The organism is Sinomonas sp. P10A9 (genome assembly GCF_041022165.1).
Taxonomy (GTDB): domain Bacteria; phylum Actinomycetota; class Actinomycetes; order Actinomycetales; family Micrococcaceae; genus Sinomonas; species Sinomonas puerhi.
Genome location: NZ_CP163302.1, coordinates 1,534,220 through 1,551,566, shown reverse-complemented (window position 1 = coordinate 1,551,566; position 17,347 = coordinate 1,534,220). Strand labels below are relative to the sequence as shown.

20 protein-coding genes and 1 riboswitch are annotated in these 17,347 nt (G+C 70.4%); of the genes, 8 read left to right on the top strand and 12 right to left on the bottom strand.

Annotated features, from left to right (window positions below):
• Positions 1-93 precede the first annotated feature (93 nt).
• The gene (locus AB5L97_RS07005; RefSeq protein WP_369047003.1) at positions 94-951 is read left to right on the top strand and encodes a lysophospholipid acyltransferase family protein; all 858 of its coding nucleotides are present in this window, start codon (positions 94-96) and stop codon (positions 949-951) included.
• Between the two features lie 63 nt (positions 952-1,014).
• Here the strand turns inward: AB5L97_RS07005 and AB5L97_RS07000 are convergent, their stop codons facing one another.
• Together AB5L97_RS07000 and AB5L97_RS06995 are read right to left on the bottom strand one after the other, a co-directional pair.
• Entirely contained in the window at positions 1,015-2,091 is a 1,077-nt protein-coding gene (locus AB5L97_RS07000) for a GNAT family N-acetyltransferase (protein WP_369047002.1), read from the bottom strand.
• 25 nt (positions 2,092-2,116) lie between these two features.
• Entirely contained in the window at positions 2,117-3,499 is a 1,383-nt protein-coding gene (locus tag AB5L97_RS06995; protein ID WP_307957303.1) for a glycine--tRNA ligase, read from the bottom strand.
• 129 nt (positions 3,500-3,628) lie between these two features.
• On the opposite strand from AB5L97_RS06995, the gene AB5L97_RS06990 reads away from it, so the two are divergent.
• A complete protein-coding gene (locus AB5L97_RS06990; protein WP_307957302.1) occupies positions 3,629-3,892 on the top strand; it encodes an RNA-binding S4 domain-containing protein in 264 nt (87 codons plus the stop codon).
• 13 nt (positions 3,893-3,905) lie between these two features.
• Here AB5L97_RS06990 and AB5L97_RS06985 read toward each other — a convergent pair whose 3' ends face one another.
• Entirely contained in the window at positions 3,906-4,604 is a 699-nt protein-coding gene (locus AB5L97_RS06985) for an alpha/beta hydrolase (protein WP_369047001.1), read from the bottom strand.
• Positions 4,605-4,771: 167 nt separating this feature from the next.
• On the opposite strand from AB5L97_RS06985, the gene AB5L97_RS06980 reads away from it, so the two are divergent.
• Positions 4,772-5,617, top strand: a complete 846-nt coding sequence (locus AB5L97_RS06980) for an SGNH/GDSL hydrolase family protein (protein ID WP_369047374.1) — start codon at positions 4,772-4,774, stop codon at positions 5,615-5,617.
• A gap of 29 nt (positions 5,618-5,646) precedes the next feature.
• Positions 5,647-6,162, top strand: coding sequence for a hypothetical protein (locus tag AB5L97_RS06975; RefSeq protein WP_369047000.1), 516 nt, complete (start codon positions 5,647-5,649; stop codon positions 6,160-6,162).
• On the opposite strand, the gene AB5L97_RS06970 is transcribed toward AB5L97_RS06975, so the two are convergent.
• The 9 genes from AB5L97_RS06970 to AB5L97_RS06930 form a co-directional block, all read right to left on the bottom strand.
• Positions 6,149-6,376: a ferredoxin gene (locus AB5L97_RS06970; RefSeq protein WP_307957299.1), complete on the bottom strand. Its 228-nt coding sequence runs from the start codon at positions 6,374-6,376 to the stop codon at positions 6,149-6,151. The two genes, AB5L97_RS06975 and AB5L97_RS06970, sit on opposite strands and share 14 nt — an antisense overlap.
• Entirely contained in the window at positions 6,373-7,596 is a 1,224-nt protein-coding gene (locus AB5L97_RS06965; protein WP_369046999.1) for an NADH-ubiquinone oxidoreductase-F iron-sulfur binding region domain-containing protein, read from the bottom strand. Before AB5L97_RS06965 ends, AB5L97_RS06970 begins: the two co-directional genes overlap by 4 nt.
• Before the next feature lie 20 nt (positions 7,597-7,616).
• Positions 7,617-8,171, bottom strand: a complete 555-nt coding sequence (locus AB5L97_RS06960) for a ferric reductase-like transmembrane domain-containing protein (RefSeq protein ID WP_369046998.1) — start codon at positions 8,169-8,171, stop codon at positions 7,617-7,619.
• Positions 8,168-9,097 (bottom strand): FAD:protein FMN transferase, encoded by a 930-nt coding sequence (locus tag AB5L97_RS06955; RefSeq protein ID WP_369047373.1) that lies wholly within the window; start codon positions 9,095-9,097, stop codon positions 8,168-8,170. The genes AB5L97_RS06960 and AB5L97_RS06955 overlap by 4 nt, the downstream gene beginning before the upstream one ends.
• Positions 9,098-9,146: 49 nt before the next feature.
• Complete coding sequence (locus AB5L97_RS06950) at positions 9,147-9,428, bottom strand: hypothetical protein (RefSeq protein ID WP_369046997.1); 282 nt, start codon at positions 9,426-9,428, stop codon at positions 9,147-9,149.
• A gap of 146 nt (positions 9,429-9,574) precedes the next feature.
• Positions 9,575-10,681: a homoserine O-acetyltransferase MetX gene (gene metX, locus AB5L97_RS06945; protein WP_307957377.1), complete on the bottom strand. Its 1,107-nt coding sequence runs from the start codon at positions 10,679-10,681 to the stop codon at positions 9,575-9,577.
• A gap of 101 nt (positions 10,682-10,782) precedes the next feature.
• Positions 10,783-12,180, bottom strand: a complete 1,398-nt coding sequence (locus AB5L97_RS06940; protein WP_369046996.1) for a bifunctional o-acetylhomoserine/o-acetylserine sulfhydrylase — start codon at positions 12,178-12,180, stop codon at positions 10,783-10,785.
• A gap of 14 nt (positions 12,181-12,194) precedes the next feature.
• Positions 12,195-12,307: riboswitch (SAM riboswitch) on the bottom strand.
• A 66-nt stretch (positions 12,308-12,373) separates the two neighbouring features.
• Positions 12,374-13,603 carry a type II toxin-antitoxin system HipA family toxin gene (locus AB5L97_RS06935; protein ID WP_369046995.1) on the bottom strand — a complete coding sequence of 410 codons (1,230 nt, stop codon included), beginning with the start codon at positions 13,601-13,603 and terminating at the stop codon, positions 12,374-12,376.
• Complete coding sequence (locus AB5L97_RS06930) at positions 13,600-13,818, bottom strand: helix-turn-helix transcriptional regulator (RefSeq protein ID WP_307957292.1); 219 nt, start codon at positions 13,816-13,818, stop codon at positions 13,600-13,602. The genes AB5L97_RS06935 and AB5L97_RS06930 overlap by 4 nt, the downstream gene beginning before the upstream one ends.
• 227 nt (positions 13,819-14,045) lie before the next feature.
• Between AB5L97_RS06930 and AB5L97_RS06925 the strand changes: the two genes are divergently transcribed.
• The 4 genes from AB5L97_RS06925 to AB5L97_RS06910 all read left to right on the top strand — a co-directional run bounded on the left by AB5L97_RS06925 (position 14,046) and on the right by AB5L97_RS06910 (position 17,324).
• Positions 14,046-14,789, top strand: a complete 744-nt coding sequence (locus AB5L97_RS06925) for a phosphatase PAP2 family protein (RefSeq protein ID WP_369046994.1) — start codon at positions 14,046-14,048, stop codon at positions 14,787-14,789.
• 6 nt (positions 14,790-14,795) lie between these two features.
• Positions 14,796-15,461, top strand: a complete 666-nt coding sequence (locus AB5L97_RS06920) for a VTT domain-containing protein (RefSeq protein WP_307957290.1) — start codon at positions 14,796-14,798, stop codon at positions 15,459-15,461.
• A gap of 97 nt (positions 15,462-15,558) precedes the next feature.
• The gene (locus AB5L97_RS06915) at positions 15,559-16,242 is read left to right on the top strand and encodes a response regulator transcription factor (RefSeq protein WP_369046993.1); all 684 of its coding nucleotides are present in this window, start codon (positions 15,559-15,561) and stop codon (positions 16,240-16,242) included.
• 29 nt (positions 16,243-16,271) lie between these two features.
• The gene (locus tag AB5L97_RS06910; protein WP_369046992.1) at positions 16,272-17,324 is read left to right on the top strand and encodes a sensor histidine kinase; all 1,053 of its coding nucleotides are present in this window, start codon (positions 16,272-16,274) and stop codon (positions 17,322-17,324) included.
• Positions 17,325-17,347: the final 23 nt, after the last annotated feature.

The window sequence follows — 17,347 nt, the reverse complement described above, 5'->3', positions numbered from 1 at the left end:
CCACACATCCGTCAGGGATGCCGCATGACAGATGTCATGCGAGGCCTGCTCACGAGGGCCGTCCCTTCCGGGCGTGAGGGTACTGTGGGCGGCATGGCGACACCCCGCGACGCCCGCACCGCCTCGACCGCGAACAGGCTGCGACGGCCGCGGGCACTCCAGCCGGGCAGCCTGTGGCTGTACGACACTGCGCGCCGGGCGTTCACGGGACTGCAGGGCCTCTTCCGGGTGGACGTGATCACCTCTGGCCTCGACGCCGTCCCCCACGGCCAAGTGGTGCTCGCCATCACCCACTTCGGCTACCTCGACTTCGTGCCCGTGGCCCTGACGTGGTGGGAACGGCGCCGTGACCGCCTGCGGTTCCTCGTGGGTCCCCGCCCCTACCGCAGCCGCCTCTTCGGTGCCGTGATCACGGCGTGCGGCGGGCTCGCGGTCGTCGGCCAGCCGGGCCATGCGAGCCTCAGCGCGTCACTGGCCGCTCTCGACGCAGGCTGGAGCATCGCCCTCTTCCCCGAGGCAGGCGTGAGCCGGAGCTTCACGGTCCGCCGGTGCCACACAGGAGCGGTCCGCATGGCGCGCGAGACCGGCGTCCCGCTCATTCCCGTCGGCGTGTGGGGCGGGCATCGCATTATGACCCGCGGCCACGACGTGATGTCGAAGCGCGGCGGCGGCTCGCTCGCCAGCCTCTTGAGGGCCCCGATCCGGATCCACTTCGGCAACCCCGTGGACCTCTCCGGCTCGGCCGACGCCGACGACGCTGCGCGGCGTCTCCAGGCCGCGATGCAGGACGCGGCCGACGTCGCGGCGCTCGACTTCACGCTCGGCCTTCCGGCGCGTGCGTGGTGGGTGCCCGCGAAGTTCGGCGGCGGGGCGCCGACCGAGGCCGAACGAGACATCTGGGATGCCCGCGACGCTGTGAACGGACTGCGCCCCGACCGGGACAAGATGTGAGCCGCCCGCGTTGAGTGGTCGGGCCCCTGCCGGTCCATGACCCCTCAACAGGCTAGGCGGCGCTCAGTCGCCGAGTGTCAGTGTCTCGGGGCCAATCTGCTCCGCCGCCCCCGCCGCGAGCAGGGGGTCGACGGCAGCCCGGACAGCCGCCATCGAGTCGTCTACCTCGAGCTGCACGGGGTGCTGGTAGGCGATAAGGGCGAGAAGTCCCCGCACGGCGTCCGCCGCGTCTGCGGGGTCGAGCCGCACCTCGTGCCCGAGGAGCACCTCGCTCGGCTGCTCGGCGACCGCACTCGCTGGGCCTGCGTAGCTCACCGCGAAGGCCCGCAGGCGGCCCTTCTTCTTCGCGGGGGCCACGCCCGCGCCGAATGCGCTCGCCGCCGGGGCGCGGAGCACCACGGCGCCGTGCGCGCCCGCGGCCTCGGAGAGGAAGAGCTGCTGGGCCCGCCCTACGCTGATCGGTGCGGGCGGATCCCACGCATGCACTTCGGCGTAGTACCGGCCGACGGCGTCGCTGAGCTCGACCGAGCCAGTCGCCAGATCCTCGACGAGCGGCGAGGAGTCCCCCGCCTCCGTGCCGTCGCCGAAGACAGGCAGCTTGAGGGTGCCCGGGCGCACAAGGACCTCGCGCGAGCGCTGGAGCACGGTGAAGCCGGATGCTTCGGCGAACGCCGCCCCTGACGTGCCCGCGGTGACCTTGGTCCGCAGCTTCGCCGCGCCTAACGGGGCGTCCGCAGCGTGCACCGTTGTCGCCCCGGCGGCCGCCTCCCGCAGGCGGCCGAGGATCTCGGTCGCGACACCGGCTCGCCGGTGGTCGCGCGCGACCTCGACGTAGGCCCACAGCCTCGCAGGGTGGAGGGCCGCCTCGTACACGACGCCGGCCGCGACCGGGATGCCCTGGTCCTCGGCCACGAGGCATCGGCGCCACGGGGCGGGCGGCGTTGCGGCCCGGGGGCCGGCGGCGGACGGCGAGGACGCGCCGTCGTGCATCGCCCCGGACTCCTCGCTACGGTCCCCGTCAGAGTCCGGCGCCAAGGCACCGCGGAACTGCTCGGCAGCGGCGCCCTCGGCGTCTCCCCAGAGCTCGAGGAGGGCCCGGTCGTCGCCCTCGCGCCAAGGACGGTAGGTCAGCTGCGCCACGACGTATCCTCCCTCGTCCTCGCCCTTACTTCCCGAGCCGCTCGAACAGGTAGGCGGAGACCTTGTCCAGGGCAACGCGGTCCTGGGACATTGTGTCGCGCTCGCGGATGGTCACCGCGTGGTCCTCGAGGGTGTCGAAGTCCACGGTGATGCAGAACGGCGTGCCGATCTCGTCCTGGCGGCGGTACCGACGGCCGATGGCTCCGGCGTCGTCGAACTCGATGTTCCAGTTCCTGCGCAGTTCCGCGCTCAGGTCGCGGGCCTTGGGCGAGAGGTCCTCATTGCGGCTCAGCGGCAGGACGGCGGCCTTGACCGGGGCGAGCCGCGGGTCCAGGCGCAGGACGGTGCGCTTGTCCACACCGCCCTTCGTGTTGGGGGCCTCGTCCTCGGTGTACGCGTCGACGAGGAACGCCATCATCGACCGGGTCAGGCCGAACGACGGCTCGATGACGTAGGGGATGTACCGCTCGTTCGTGGCCTGGTTGAAGTAGGCCAGCTCGTGGCCGGAGGCCTTCGAGTGGCTGCCGAGATCGTAGTCGGTGCGGTTGGCGACGCCCATGAGCTCGCCCCACGCGTTGCCCTGGAAGCCGAACTTGTACTCGATGTCGATCGTCCCGGCGGAGTAGTGGGCGCGCTCGTCCTCGGGGACGTCGAACTTGCGCATGTTGTCCGGGTTGATCCCCAGATCGGTGAACCAGTTCCAGCACGCGTCGACCCAGTGCTTGAACCACTCGTCCGCCTCGGCGGGGGCTGTGAAGAACTCGATCTCCATCTGCTCGAACTCGCGCGTGCGGAAGATGAAGTTGCCGGGGGTGATCTCGTTGCGGAACGCCTTGCCGATCTGGCCGATACCGAACGGCGGCTTCTTGCGGGAGGTCGTGACCACGTTGTTGAAGTTCACGAAGATGCCCTGGGCCGTCTCCGGGCGAAGGTAGTGCAGGCCCTCGGCGTTGTCCACGGCGCCGAGGAACGTCTTCATGAGGCCCGAGAACATCTGTGGCTCGGTCCACTCCCCGGTGGTGCCGCAGTTCGGGCACGAGATCGACTCCATGCCGTTCTCCGGCGCCCGGCCCTTCTTGGCCTCATACGCCTCGATCAGGTGGTCCTGGCGGAAGCGGTGGTGGCACTGGAGGCACTCGACGAGCGGATCCGTGAACGTCGCAACGTGGCCAGAGGCCTCCCAGACCTGCTTGGGCAGGATCACCGAAGAGTCGAGCCCCACCATGTCCTCACGCCCGCGGACGAAGGTCTGCCACCACTGTTCCTTGATGTTCTCCTTGAGCTCGACGCCGAGCGGACCGTAGTCCCACGCAGACCGGGAGCCTCCGTAGATCTCACCGGCCTGGTAGACGAATCCGCGGCGCTTGGCCAGGGAGACGATCGAGTCCAGTGCGGTCTTGGGTGCCAAAGCGGTTCCTCCGTAGCGTCAGGCCGCTGGGTGCGGTCCGTCAAGTGTGCGCTTCTAAGAGTACCGGCGGGCGGCGGAGGCCGCCCGCCGCCGGGGCTGCGAGGCACGCACCTGGCCTAGAGTTGCAGCATGCCTGACCGAGAATCCTCCGCCGCGCTCCCTCCCTACGCCCAAGGTGCCGAGGAGGTCGAAGTCCGCGAGGGCACGATCCGGCTCGGGCAGCTGCTCAAGCTCGCCTCGCTCGTCGATGACGGCGTTGAGGCGGCCGATCTCATCCGCAACGGCCTCGTCAAGGTCAACGGGGACATCGAGGACCGCCGAGGACGGCAGCTCACGGTCGGCGACGTGGTCGAGGTCAACGGCCAGCGCGTTCGGCTCGTTCCCCGCGGCTGACGGCCGGCGCGCGTCAGCCCTTGAGCACGGAGAGCTCGAGGAACTCCTTGACGTGCGCGAGCTCGGGTCCGCTGATGCCGTGCCCGATCCCGGGATAGGTGACCTTCGTGAGGGCCACGTGGCTGCGGACCCATCCCATCGTGTACTCGACCTTGTCCGCCGTGATGACCGGGTCCGCCTGGTCGCGCCCCCAGAACATGGGCACGGTCCCGTCGAGCTCGGTATCGCGGAAGTACTCGTAGTCCTTCTCGCCGGCGGCGGCCGGATCGATCGCGAAGCCCGAGAGTCCCACCACGGCGGCGAAGTCGTCCGGCCGGCGGCGCACGAGCGAGGTCGCCATCGCCACGCCCATCGAGAACCCGAGCAGGGTCACCGAGGTGTGCTGCTCGCGCACCCCGTCGAGCCACGCGAGCACGTACTCGGTCGCCGCCTCAACGGAGTCCATCGTGAAGTCCTGCGCGGCCATGAGCGGGAACCACTGGTACGCACCGGGGGCAAGCGTCTGCGGCGCCCGCAGCGAAACGACGGTGAACTCCTCCGGCAGGTACCCGGCCAGGCCCATGAGATCGGCCTCATTGGACCCATAGCCGTGGAACAGCACGATCAGCGGGGACCCGGCACGCTCGCCCTCGGGGCGGCTCCAGAGCGCGACGTGCGCGGGGTAGTGGGCAGGGAAGTTGGCGCGCCGGGCGTCGGCGGTGGCGTCAGTCATGGCTCTATTGTTCCATATAGTTGAAACATCAACTATATGAACTTCATCACCCCGCGGTATGACTGGAGCACAGCATCGAACAAGCGGATGGGGCCCGAGCCGCCAGTCATGTTACCCGCAAGTAGCAAGTGATATGCCAATCAGCGCATAATGGTCCGGTGACCGAGATGCATGAGAACGATCGTCAGGAGACCGAGTCGCCAAACAGCCCGCGCCACCCGTGGCACCGGTATGTTGCGATCGGCGACTCGTTCACGGAGGGCATCGGCGACCCGGATCCCCACAATCCAGGCCGCCATCGCGGCTGGGCGGACCGGCTTGCCGAAGAGCTCGCACGCGGCTCCGAGGACTTCGCCTACGCCAACCTCGCGATCCGGGGCCGACTTCTGGGCCGGATCCTCGAGGAGCAGATCGAACCCACCCTCGTCCTCCACCCGGACCTCGTGTCCCTTTCAGCGGGCGGCAACGACCTGCTGCGCCCGGGAAGCGACCCCGACGCCCTGGCGCTCAGGCTCGACGACGCCGTCGGGCGCCTCTCCGACGCGGGAGCGACCGTCCTGCTGTTCAACGGCCCGGACATCGGCTCGACCCCCGTGCTCTCGGCAATCCGGGGCAAAGTCGCCATCTACAACGAGAACGTGCGCGTGGTCGCGGCACGGCACGACGCGGTGGTCGCGGACATGTGGGGCCTGCGCCAGCTCTCGGACTCGCGCATGTGGGACGCGGACCGGCTGCATTTCTCCCCGCTCGGGCACCACACGATCGCCATCATGGCGCTCGATGCACTCAACGTCGTGCATGGGCTCGAGCCCATGGAACCCAGCCCCATGCCGGTGCGCACCTGGCGGACGGCGCGCTCCGAAGACCTCGTGTGGGCGCGCGAGTTCTTCGTTCCCTGGGTGGTGCGACGGATCCGGCACAGATCGAGCGGCGACGGCGTCCTGGCGAAGCGGCCGACGGCGGAACCCGTCTTCGGCGCGGGCGTCCCGATGGGCTCGGGCGAACCGAGCTGACACCCAGCCTCCGCGCGTAGGCTGGGACCATGAGCTGGATCTTCTGGGTGATCGCGCTGAGCTGGATCGTTCCGTTCATCATGCGGAGGCTCGGCCAGCCCGGGCCGCGCGGGGGCCGCCCGCCGTACCAGCAGGGCCCGTATCCGCCGCGCGACCAGTATGGCCAGATCCCGGGGCAGTACCCGCAGGGTCGGTATCCCGGGCAGCAGCCTCCGCCGGCACCGCTGCCCGGGGGACAGGGGGCGGGGCCGCAGGGTGCGCAGACCCCGTGGTGGCAGCAGCCACTCCCCCCCGGATTTCCCGGCCAGCCAGCCCCGCAGGGGCAGCCCGCGCCGCAGCCCATGCCTCAGAATCAGCAGCCCCAGCATGAGGCTCCCCGGCAGGCTCAGCCGGCCCCCGCGCCGTCGGACGCGCCCGCCATCCCCGGCGAGGCGCCCGACGGCTACCGCGCCAAGAAGCTCGCCGAACTGGACCGGCAGTTCTCCGACCAGAAGATCTCCCTCGAGGAGTACATGAAGGCGCGCAACGAGGTCATGCGCGGCTGACCCGCCGCAGCATGAGCGCCCGCACGGGGCACAGGTCCACGGCATCCTGGGCGGCATCCGCGAGCGAGCCCGGCACCGGCACGTCGCGCCCGCCGCGGCCCATCGGGTAGCCCCAGTCGTCACGCACGAGGACCTCCGGCAGCAGCTCCGTGCAGAGGCCCCGGCCCTCGCAGACTGTGAAGTCGATGTGCAGCTCGAGCTGGGTGCGGCTCATCGGTCCCACCTCGGCCCGGCACTGCAGACGCCGCCGAGGTGCGCCTGCACCTCGTTCCGGAACACCGAGAGCGTGCTCCTGACGAACCCCGCCGTCCCGTCGGGATGCCTGCACGCTCCTCGCCCGGACACGACGCCGGCAAGGCGCTCTGCCTCCGAGGCGAGCCACGGGGTACGCTCCCCCGCCGCGATCCGCTCCAGGACCGTGGCCATGGCAGGCAGCCCGAACATGCACGGCCCGCACTGCTGCGCCGAGCTGTCGGCGAGGTACCTCGCGATGGGCGCGGCCGCCGCCAGCCCGCACCGGCCCTCCGCGACGGCGTACACGATGCCAGCCCCGGGGCGGGCAGCGTAGCGGGCCAGGCCTGCCGCAGTCATGGGCCGGTCGAAGCCGTCACGCGGCACCCACGCACCGTGGAACCCGCCCACGAGGACTGCGGCCGTCGAACCCGCGCCCGCTCCGGCCGCAGTGAGGATGTCCCGCAACCGCGCCCCGCCCTCGACCTCGATGACCGCATCGCCCGGGACGTCGCCGGACACGCTCACGAGCCGCGTCCCGGGATCCTCGGCCGTGCCGGCCTTCCGGAACCAGGCGGCGCCGTAGCGGGCCACCAGCGCGAGGTGGGCGAGCGTCTCGATGTTGTGCAGGAGGGTCGGCAGGCCGCGGAAGCCGGAGACGCTCAGGCGCGCGGTTGTATCCCTCGGGACCGCATTCCCGGTCTCGAGCGCGTTGACGACCGCACTCGCCTCGCCCGCGATGAACGTCCCGGGGGCCTCGACGAGCTTGACCCTCCGGGCATCGCGCCGTTCGGACACCGCTCGCCCCACGATCGCAAGCGAGTCCGCGGGCGCATACAGGAACAGCTGCGCGGCGCCGAGCGCCTCCCCCGCCGTCAGGAGACCGTCCAGGACGAGGTGGGGGGCTCCCCTCAGCAGCGCGGCATCCTTGCGGCTGAGCGGTTCGCCCTCGGCCCCGTTGGCAATGACCACGGGGCGCCGTCCAGTCACGGACGAGAGTTTGCGCCAGGCGGGGAAGCCCGCGCCGCCGCGGCCGGCCAGTCCGGAGGCCTCGAGCTCGGCCAGCAGCGTCTCGCGAGTCCAGTCCAAGGCGCGCTTCCCATACGCGGCCTCGTGCGCAGCGAGGCTCGGTGCGGCTGCGGCGAACAGCCGGCCTGTCCCGAGGGCCGGCACGTGCACCATGTCGCCGGTCGTCGTGCTCATCATCACTCTCGTTCCCGGGCTCAGACGCGCCCGAGTCGGGCAGCGGATGTCTCGGCGAAGCCGCGGCTGAGGCGCCAGATCACCGCGCAGACGGCTGCGCCTGCGCAGGCCCAGGCAAAGGCCTCGAACAGGAGATCACCGGCGTTGGTCCCGGACCCCAGGGCGTGGGCGAACGCCAACGGCCACATGGCGTAGGCGGCCCAGTGGATGGCCCGGAACGTGCGCTGGCCGATGCGGTTCCGCAGCAGTCCCGTGACGACGAGCGCGATCACGAGGTCGAACGCCACCGTGCCGAGCCCGACCCACAACGGGTTCCAGCCGGAGATGAACGGCACGACCGCGTCCTGCAGCACGAGCTTCGCGTGGGGATCGAGCATAAGCGTGCCCACGTGGAGGACGAGGAACACGAGTGCGATGAGGGACGTACTCCGATGGACGAGCGCCACCGAGAAGCGAGGCAGGCCCAGGAGCGGGCGCCCGGATCGGCTCACCACGCCGAAGACGAGCACAAGGGTGAAGAGGCCCAGCGACACGATGCCGCTCGCCCTGCCGAAGGCCCACATGACCTCGTTCACTGCAGAATCTCCCCCACGGCGCCGGCTGCCGCGGTCGAGGCAAAGGTCGTGCCAAAGGCGGCAGGCGTCGGAGGCCACCCATTCAACTCCACGACGTCCCCGTCACTGCGCACCAGCCGCGCGGGGTACCCGAGCTCACGGAGCCAGGCGACTCCCCGCGTGCCCAGCACCACGGCACCGGTGCTCGCCATGTTGGCGCTGAGGCAGTCCGGGGCCGCGACCGAGACACTGCGCCAGACCTCGGGGGCCGGAAGGGACGTCCACGGATCGAGGATGTGCTGCGCGTGGGACTGCCGAGCGCGGCGCTTCTGGGTGCTCGACGTCGCGATGGCCCAGCCCCCAGCGAGACGCACCTGGGTGACGGGATCGCGGGGCAGATCCTGTACGAGGACCTCCCATGATTCGGAGCCGGCGGTCGCGATGTCCCCTCCGAGCGAGACGAGCACGGACGTCTCGAAGCGCGCGAACACCTCGCGCGCGGCAAGATCAGCGGACGCGGCCTTCGCGGTCGCGCCGAGATCGAGCACGACGCCGGGGGGAACCGTGAGGACGCGGCCGTCGAGTCGGACGTCCCGCCAGCTCTCGGCGGGCACGATTCGAGGGGCGACGGACGAGGTCCCGGCGACTTCCGAGGCATCCGAGGCAACAGGCGAGGCAGACGCGTCGGAAACCGGTCCAGGACCGAATCCGAGTTCGGCCAACGGCCGTCCCAGTGTTGGCACCACGGCACCGCGACTGAGCTCGGCTGTATCGAGCGCGCAATGGAGCAGGCCCGCGAGAAGGGGGCTGACCGTTCCGCCGCCGGCGTGGACAAGCCGGTTGAGCTCAGAGTCCGGTCTGAAGCGGCTAGCCGCCTCATCGACCCGTTGCAGGAGGTCACGGACTAGCTCAAGCGCCGGACCGAGTGCGGCAGGGTCGCTGACCACCAGACGGCACTCACACGTGAAAGCCTCGAAGTCTGCGCTGGCCGGCACGTCACGATCCAGACGAGGTGCCCATGGCGCCGCCGCCCTGCGATGGCTGGAGGCCCTGGTACTGCTGGCTGCGCTGATGGCGCTGGGAGCCGCTGTTCAGGCTGCCTCCGTCCGAGCCGGTGGCGGGCGCTTGGCTCGTTCCGGTCGTCGAGATGTTCTGGACGACCGCCGGCGCGTAGACCGCCGCGGCGATCGCGCCGGCCCCGAAGACGCTCGTCGCGCCCACGGCGACTGCCGTGAGCCGTGCCCGCCGACGCCCGGTTTCGCGAATGCTCTCAGCCATCACGTGCCTCCTCTGCTGTCTTGTTCCAGCATGGAGCATCCAGATGTGGCTGCAACCCGAGAATCCTGTGCGCTGACTGTGCCTTGCCGGGTGGACCGGCGCCGTACCACCGTCGGGCGACCGCCGGTCCACCCGGCAACCATGCGCTACAGGGTGAAAACCCTCCGCCGCAGGTCCCCCCCGAGCTGGCCGATCTCGGTGAGGAAGCCGTCGTGGCCGATCTTCGCATCGATCGTGTACACGGGGACCTCGCCGGGAAGCGCGCGCGCAAGCTCGTCGCTCTGCTCGGGGAAGTACAGCCGGTCCGAGTTGACCGAGGCAAGGAAGAACTCGGCCTTGGCGGTGGCGAGCGCACGCTGCATCCCGCCGCGGCCACGGCCCACGTCGTGGCTCATGAGGGCCTCGGTGAGCGCAACATAGCTGTTCGCATCGAAGCGACCCACGAGCTTGTTCGCCTGGTGGTCCAGATAGCTCTCCACCTGGTACCGACCACGCCCGGCTGCGCCCGCAGGCGCTTCGAGCGGGTTCTCTGCGCCTTGTCCCCGCCGGCCGAACCGGAAGTTGAGCTCCGGCTCAGAGCGGTACGAGATGTGCGCTATGCGGCGGGCGAGGCCCAGCCCGGCCGTGGGGGCCGGCCCGCCGTAGTAATCACCGCCGTTGTAGGCCGGGTCCTGCCGGATCGCGAGGAGCTGGGCCTGGGCGAGCGCGATCTGCTCGGCCGTGGAATAGCCGCCGATCGCCACGACCACGCAGTGCCGAACACGCTCCGAGTACGTGGCGCCCCACTCGAGGGCCCGCGCGCCGCCCAGCGAGCCACCGACCACAGCATGCCACCGCCGGATGCCGAGCCGATCGGCAAGCCGCGCCTCGGCCCGGACCGAATCACGGATCGTCACGAAGGGGAACCGGGATCCCCACGGAACGCCTTCGGGATCGAGGCTGCTCGGCCCGGTCGAGCCGTAACAGCCGCCCAGCATGTTCGCTGCGACCACGAAGTACTTGTCCGTATCCACAGGCTTCCCCGGGCCCACGAGCGCGTCCCACCAACCGGCTTCGTCCCCGCTGCCCTGGGCAACGTGGGTGTCCCCGGTCAGGGCGTGCTGGATGAGGACCGCGTTGGACGCATCCGCGTTGAGGGTGCCCCAGGTCTCGAAGGCGAGCTCGACCTCGGGCAGTGCGCCGCCTGCTTCGAGCTGGAGCGCACCGACCGCGACGGTACGGAGCACCCCGCTGACGGCAGCGTCCTGCCGCACCGGCGTGGTGCGCTGCGCCCCGCCTGCTGCGCGTTCGCGTGCCGTCCTCTCTCGGGCGATGCCGTCAACCACGGTCCTTCCCGGGGTGCCGTCAACGAGGGTCACGCCACGGGCTCCGCGACGGCGTCGCCGACCTGCCCGTCGGCATCCTGTAGGGATGAGGCGACAGCGGCGAATCCGGCCTCGAGGTCTGCGAGGATGTCGTCGATGTTCTCGAGGCCGACGGCCAGGCGCACGAGGCCCGGGGTGACGCCGGCGGCGCGCTGCTGATCCGCGGTGAGCTGGGCATGCGTGGTCGACGCCGGGTGGATCACGAGCGAGCGCACATCGCCGATGTTCGCCACGTGCGAGTGCAGGGTCAGCGCATCCACGAATGCTGCGCCAGCCTTGGCCTGGGCGGCGCCGTCCACTTCGGTGCCGCCGGCCAGCTCGAATGAGACGATCGCACCAGCGCCCTTCGGTGCGTACTTCCTGCCGAGCTCGAACCACGGGCTCGAGGGCAGGCCCGCGTAGGCGACCGACTCGACGTCGACCCTCTCCTCGAGCCACCGGGCAACCTTCTGGGCGTTCTCGACGTGCCGCTCGATCCGCAGCGAGAGCGTCTCGATGCCCTGCGCGATGAGGAAGGCGTTGAACGGCGAGACGGCGGAGCCGAGGTCGCGCAGGAGCTGGACGCGCGCCTTGAGGATGTACGCGAGGTTTGCGCCGAGGATCCCGTTGACGCCGAGGTCGCGGGCGAAGACGAGGCCGTTGTAGGTCTCGTCCGGCGTGTTGAAGCCCGGGAAGCGCTCCGGATCCTTGGCGTAGTCGAACGTGCCGCCGTCAATGATCACGCCGGCGATGGCCGTGCCGTGGCCACCGAGGTACTTCGTGGCGGAGTGCACGACGACGTCCGCGCCGTGCTCGAGGGGACGCACGAGGTACGGGGTCGCAACGGTGTTGTCGATGATGAGCGGCACACCGGCCCCGTGCGCGGCAGCGGCGACGGCCTCGATGTCGAGGACGTTCTGGCGCGGGTTGGAGATCGACTCGGCGAAGAACGCCTTGGTGTTCGGCCGCACAGCGGCCTTCCACTCGTCAAGGCTGTCCGGGTCCGTGACGAATGTGACCTCGATGCCCAGCTTCTTGAAGGTGTGGGCGAGGAGGTTGTACGTGCCGCCGTAGAGGCTCGCGCTCGCCACCACGTGGTCGCCGGACTCGGCGACGTTGAGGATCGAGTAGGTCGTCGCCGCCTGGCCCGACGCGAGGAGCAGCGCTCCGACTCCGCCCTCAAGGCTCGCGAGGCGCTGCTCGACGGCGTCCTGGGTCGGGTTGCCGATGCGCGTGTAGATCGGTGAGAGCTCCGCGAGCGCGAAGCGGGCCGCTGCGCTCTCGGCGCTCGGGAACACGAACGAGGTGGTCTGGTAGATCGGGAGGGCCCGGGCTCCGGTCTCGGAGTCAGGAGTCTGGCCGACGTGGATCTGGCGGGTCTCGAAGGACCATTCGGGGTTGCTGGACATAGCAAGCTCCTTTGCAGCTGCGCTTGACCGACGGCTCTCGCCGGCCCAGGTCTTCACCCGGGGCACCCCGCCGCATCTGGAGGGTTGCCGGCCAGCGAACCGGGGTTTGGCGCTGGCACTCATGACCTATCTGGAGTGTAGGCGGCACACTGATCACTGGGCCAAGCATGTGACCGTGTGTTAAGTGGGGGCCTCAGCCCTCCATGAGCCGGCGCCGGTGGCGCAGCTCCTTGACCCACGCCCGCGTGACGGTGGCGGCGAACGGCGAGGGACCGCCGTCGTGCTCCTGCAGATCCTCCAGGAGCGGCCCGGCCGCCCGCAGGGCCGAGCCGAGCACCCCCTCCGCCGCGCGTGCGGGCAGGCCGAGCTCGAGCGCCCAAGCGAGGAAGTGGCGCCGCGAGACGCCCGTGGTCTTGCCGCCGATCGGCAGCGCGAGGGTCTTGTCGCCGTACGGAACCGTCGAAGGGATGTCGTAGACCGGCGCGACAGCCCACTCCCCCGGCACGGCGAGGCCCTGGACCACGGAGACGTTCTTCGCGTGGAGGTCGCCGTTGCCGGTCAGCCACGCGAACGCGCCCTGGAGGGCGAGGCTCCGCAGCGCCGGGAGGGGCGCCGCGCAGTGCGCGGCGACGGCGTGGCACAGCTCCTCATAGGTCACGTTGTACTTGTCCGCGGGATACAGGCCCAGCAGTTGGGAGCCGTCCTCGACAGCGAGGCGGCGCGTCCCCCCACCCGTCTCGTCGGGAGGGCGGTCAAACCGCTCGACGAGCAGCCCCGCCCGCCCCGCGACGTCGTGCACGAGCCTGACCGGGCTCACGGGGATCCGCAGTTTGGCGGCATACCGGTACATGAGACGCTCGTTCTCGACCACGTGAGGGAACTCGGGGGCGTTGAGCTTGAGGATGTACCGCCGCCCGGACTGCGCCGCCGGCACGGAGATCATGCCGGCGCTGACCTTGTCCTGGACCCCGGCGAGCGCCTTCGGGTCCACGAGGGCGGGATCGTTCAGGAGTGCCGCGAAATCGGGGGTCCGGCGGGCATCGAGCACGACGGCGTGGGCGTCACCCGGGTGCGCGGCTTCGCTGGGGAGGGGCTCGCCGTGGGGGACGATCTGGACGTCGCCGACGGGATCCGAGCCCGCGGCCATGAGGAGCCCGAGCTCGTCGTCCGCGCTCGTCTTGACGGCGCGGCGCAGGGACGCGAGCCGGCGGCCCTCGGGCAGCAGCCCGGTGAAGAACGGCGGGACGGCGCCGGCGCCCGTCACCACGGGGCGGGACGAGAGCGGGAGGGTGCTCGCCACCGCGTCGACGCCCGAGGCCAGATAGGACGGGAGGTAGGTGAAGCGCGTGCCGCCCTCGAACCGCTCGAGGCGGGCGGCCAGGACCCCGGCCTTGTAGACATCCGCGATGCGGTGCCGGGTCATCGCGCGGATCCTCGTGTGGCGACGCGCAGCTCGAGGCCGAGCGCATCGAGGACCGCTCCGAGGGCGTCGAGCTGGACGCTGGATTTGCCCTGCTCGACGAAGCGGACAAACCGCTCGCTCACCCCGGCGAGCTCGGCCAGGTCCTGCTGGGTCAGCCCGAGCGCACGACGCCGCTCCCTCACCCCGGCGGCAATCTCACGGCTCAGGCGCTCCACACGCCCCCCTCCCGGAGTCGGGTGAGACGGCCTTCGGTTCCCCGCTCGCCGAACCGCTCACCGAAACGGCACGAACGTTCCGCTTCCCAGCTTGCGCTGGCAGGGAGTGTGAGTCAAGGCACGACCGAGCCATCCGATCGGCACGAACGTTCCTATTTCGCGAGAATATGGCCTGTCTGCGCGAGTTTCTTAGAACTGTCTTAGATTCCGGGGTCCACCATAGAACCATGACTGCCTCGGACCACGCGAAGACGACCGCCGGCGGGTGGACCCAGCTGCCCATCCGGAGCCGCCTCCTCCGGCTGCCAACCATCAAGCACTGGATCGTCGTGCCGATCGCCATGAGCATCGTGCTCCTGGCACTCGGCTTCGCGTCCACAACGCCCTCGTACCAGAACTCTGAGCTCGCGATCAACCAGTGGATGAGCACTCAGCACGTGGGCTGGATGAACGCCGTGGCACTCGCCCTCGAGCAGATCCTCGGCCCGCGGGGCGCCATCGTGATCCTGGTCCTCCTGCTCGTTGTCCTGTGGTTTGTGCGCCGCACACCTGTCGACGCGATCGCCGTGGTGACCGTGACCGGATTCGGCTGGGTGTACAGCCTCATCTTCAAGTACGCCGTCCACCGCCACCGCCCGGACCCGAATCTGCTGGCCAACCCCCTCTCGCCGGATATGGACCCGAACAGCTTCCCGAGCGGCCATGTGTGCTTCGCCGTCTCCCTCACGATCGCGCTGTACTTCCTGTTCCGCCATACGAAGTGGGGCACGTGGGTCCTCGTCGTCGGCCTCATCGCATCGGCCTTCGTCGCCTGGACCCGGGTCTATGTCGGTGTGCACTACCCGATGGACGTCGTGGCCTCGTTCCCGGCATCAATCGCGGGCGTCTTCCTGTGGTCCGGCGTCTGGAACCGGATTGCCCCGCCCATCCTGAACCGACTTCCCTTCATTTCCCGACTCGAGAGCCGCTGATCCCCCATGCTTGATCCCACTGCCCTCCTCGTCGGCGCCGGACCCTGGGTCCTGGGCGTCGTCGCGCTCATCGTGTTCATCGAGTCCGGCCTGCTCTTCCCGTTCCTCCCGGGCGACTCCCTCCTGTTCACCGTAGGACTCCTCCATGCCCAGCTCGGACTGAGCCTTCCCGTGCTCATGCTCGTGGTGGCGATCGCGGCCGTCGCGGGCGATCAGGCCGGCTACCTTATCGGACGGTTCGTGGGCAAGCGCTGGTTCCGCGAAGACGCCAGGATCCTCAAGCTCAGCTATCTCGACAGCGCCGACGAGTTCTTCGGCCGGTACGGTGGCCGGGCCCTCGTGCTGGCCCGGTTCGTGCCGATCGTGCGCACCTACGTGCCGCTCGCCGCCGGCATGGCGCACTACCCCTACCGCAAGTTCCTCGGCTGGAACGTGCTCGGCGGCGTGGCATGGTCCATTTCAGTCACACTGCTCGGCGTCTGGCTCGGGCACGTCGAGTTCATCGCGAAGAACATCGACATCCTGTCCGTGCTCATCGTCGCCGCGTCCGTCATACCGATCGGCATCGAGGTCATCCGCCGGCGCCGCAAGGCCGCACAGGCCATGCCCGTCCGGGTGACCGTGCCCGCGGACGACGAGGAGACGGCCGACGCCGAGGACTACTCGCGCTGACCGCGCACCGTGCGTGGCCGCTTCCACGGGGTCTGGACCCTGCGGAACCGGCCACGCAACGGGGCCTATGCCCGCGCCAGTTGACACAATGACAGCCATGGACACCCCACAGCCTCCCCGCGTGCTGCTCGTCGAGGACGACCGTCAGCTGGGGCCACTCCTGGCCGAGCTGCTCGGTGACGACTTCGATGTCTCCCTTGCCGCAGATGGCCGCGAGGGGCTCCAGCTCGCGCTGGCACGGGAGTGGGATGTGCTCGTCGTCGACCGAGGGCTGCCGTCGCTGGACGGTGTGTCCCTCGTCAAGTCGTTCAGGGCGAAAGGGCTCATGACGCCGATCCTCGTCCTCACGGCCCTCGGCAGCGTGCCGGACAAGGTCGAGGGCCTCGACGCAGGCGCCAACGACTACCTCGTCAAGCCCTTCGACGTCGAGGAGCTCGCGGCCCGGCTCCGTGCGCTCACCCGGACATCCGCTGCTGCTGCCGCCCCCGAACCCCGCCTGCTCCCCATCGGCGCCTGGGACCTCGACCCGGCCGCCCGGGTGCTCACCTCTCCGTACGGGCACAGGGTCGAGCTCTCCGCGGCCGAGTCCGCGCTCCTCGGGCGCCTCGCGGCGGATCCGGGCCGCGTCCACTCGCGGGCCGAGCTGCTCGAGTCCGTGTTCGACGCGGGCGACACGCCCGGCGTCGTCGACACGTATGTCCACTACCTCCGGAAGAAGACGCAGAAGACAGTGATCAGGACCGTGCACGGCGTCGGGTACCAGCTCGGCGGCCTCGAATGACCGGGCGGTCACAGTCGGCCCTCCGTTGGATGCAGCGTGTCCCCGCGAACTCGGACGAGGCGGCGCTGCAGCGCGCTGCCGTCCGCGTCGGGGTGCAGATCGCGGCGGCGGTCGCGGTCGTCGTCGTGCTCATGATCGCGGCGGCGGCCATCTTCGTTGCCGTCAAGTCGCAGCCGGCCGAGGTCGTCGCGCACCTGTCCCACAGCGGGCCGCAGATCGTCCTGGACCCGATCGACGTCTTCGGAGCGCTCATCGTGGGCGGCATAGCCGGGATTGTGCTCGCCGGGATTGTTGGAGTGTTCGTCGCCCGGCAGGCAGTGCGCCCCCTGGGCGAGTCGCTCGCGCTCCAGCGCAGCTTCGTCCAGGATGCGAGCCACGAGCTGCGCACCCCGCTGACCGTCATCGACACGCGCATCCAGCTGGCCCAGCGGCGCCTCGGCCCGGACAGCGACGCGGCGGGCGTCCTCGCCGAGCTTCGCGGCGACTCGGCGAAGCTCGCCGCCGTCATCGAGGACCTCCTCCACGCCGTCTCGGGCGGACCCGACATCCCCGAAACGCCCACGGACCTCGGCTCGATCGCACGCGACGTGGTCCGCGACCTCTCCGTTCTCGCGGCCGAGCGCGGCATCTCGCTCGCCGCGGACGCCCCGACCATCCCCGTCCCCGTCGCGGTAGACCCCGCACCCCTGCGCCGCGTGATCGTGGCGCTGGCCGACAACGCGCTCAAATACACGCCCGACGGCGGGCGGGTCACCGTGGGCGTCCGCGTCGCGGGCGGCACAGGAACCGACAGGCGGAGCCCGACGGCGGTGCTCACCGTCGCGGACACCGGGCCCGGGATCGCGGGGTCGGCGCCGGAGCGCGTGTTCGAGCGGTATGCCGGTGGCGGGACGGCTTCTCACACCGGGCGCCGCAGCTTCGGCCTCGGGCTGGCCCTCGTGCGGGACATCGCCGTGCGCAACGGCGGCGCCGTGCGGATCGCCTCCACCGGCGCGGGCGGGACGACCATGGAGGTCACGCTGCCGCTCGCGGAAGCGACCCCGCGAGGGTCATCCCACCTCGGTAAGGGGACCCTAAGCTGAGTGCCCGATCACAAAGTGGCACC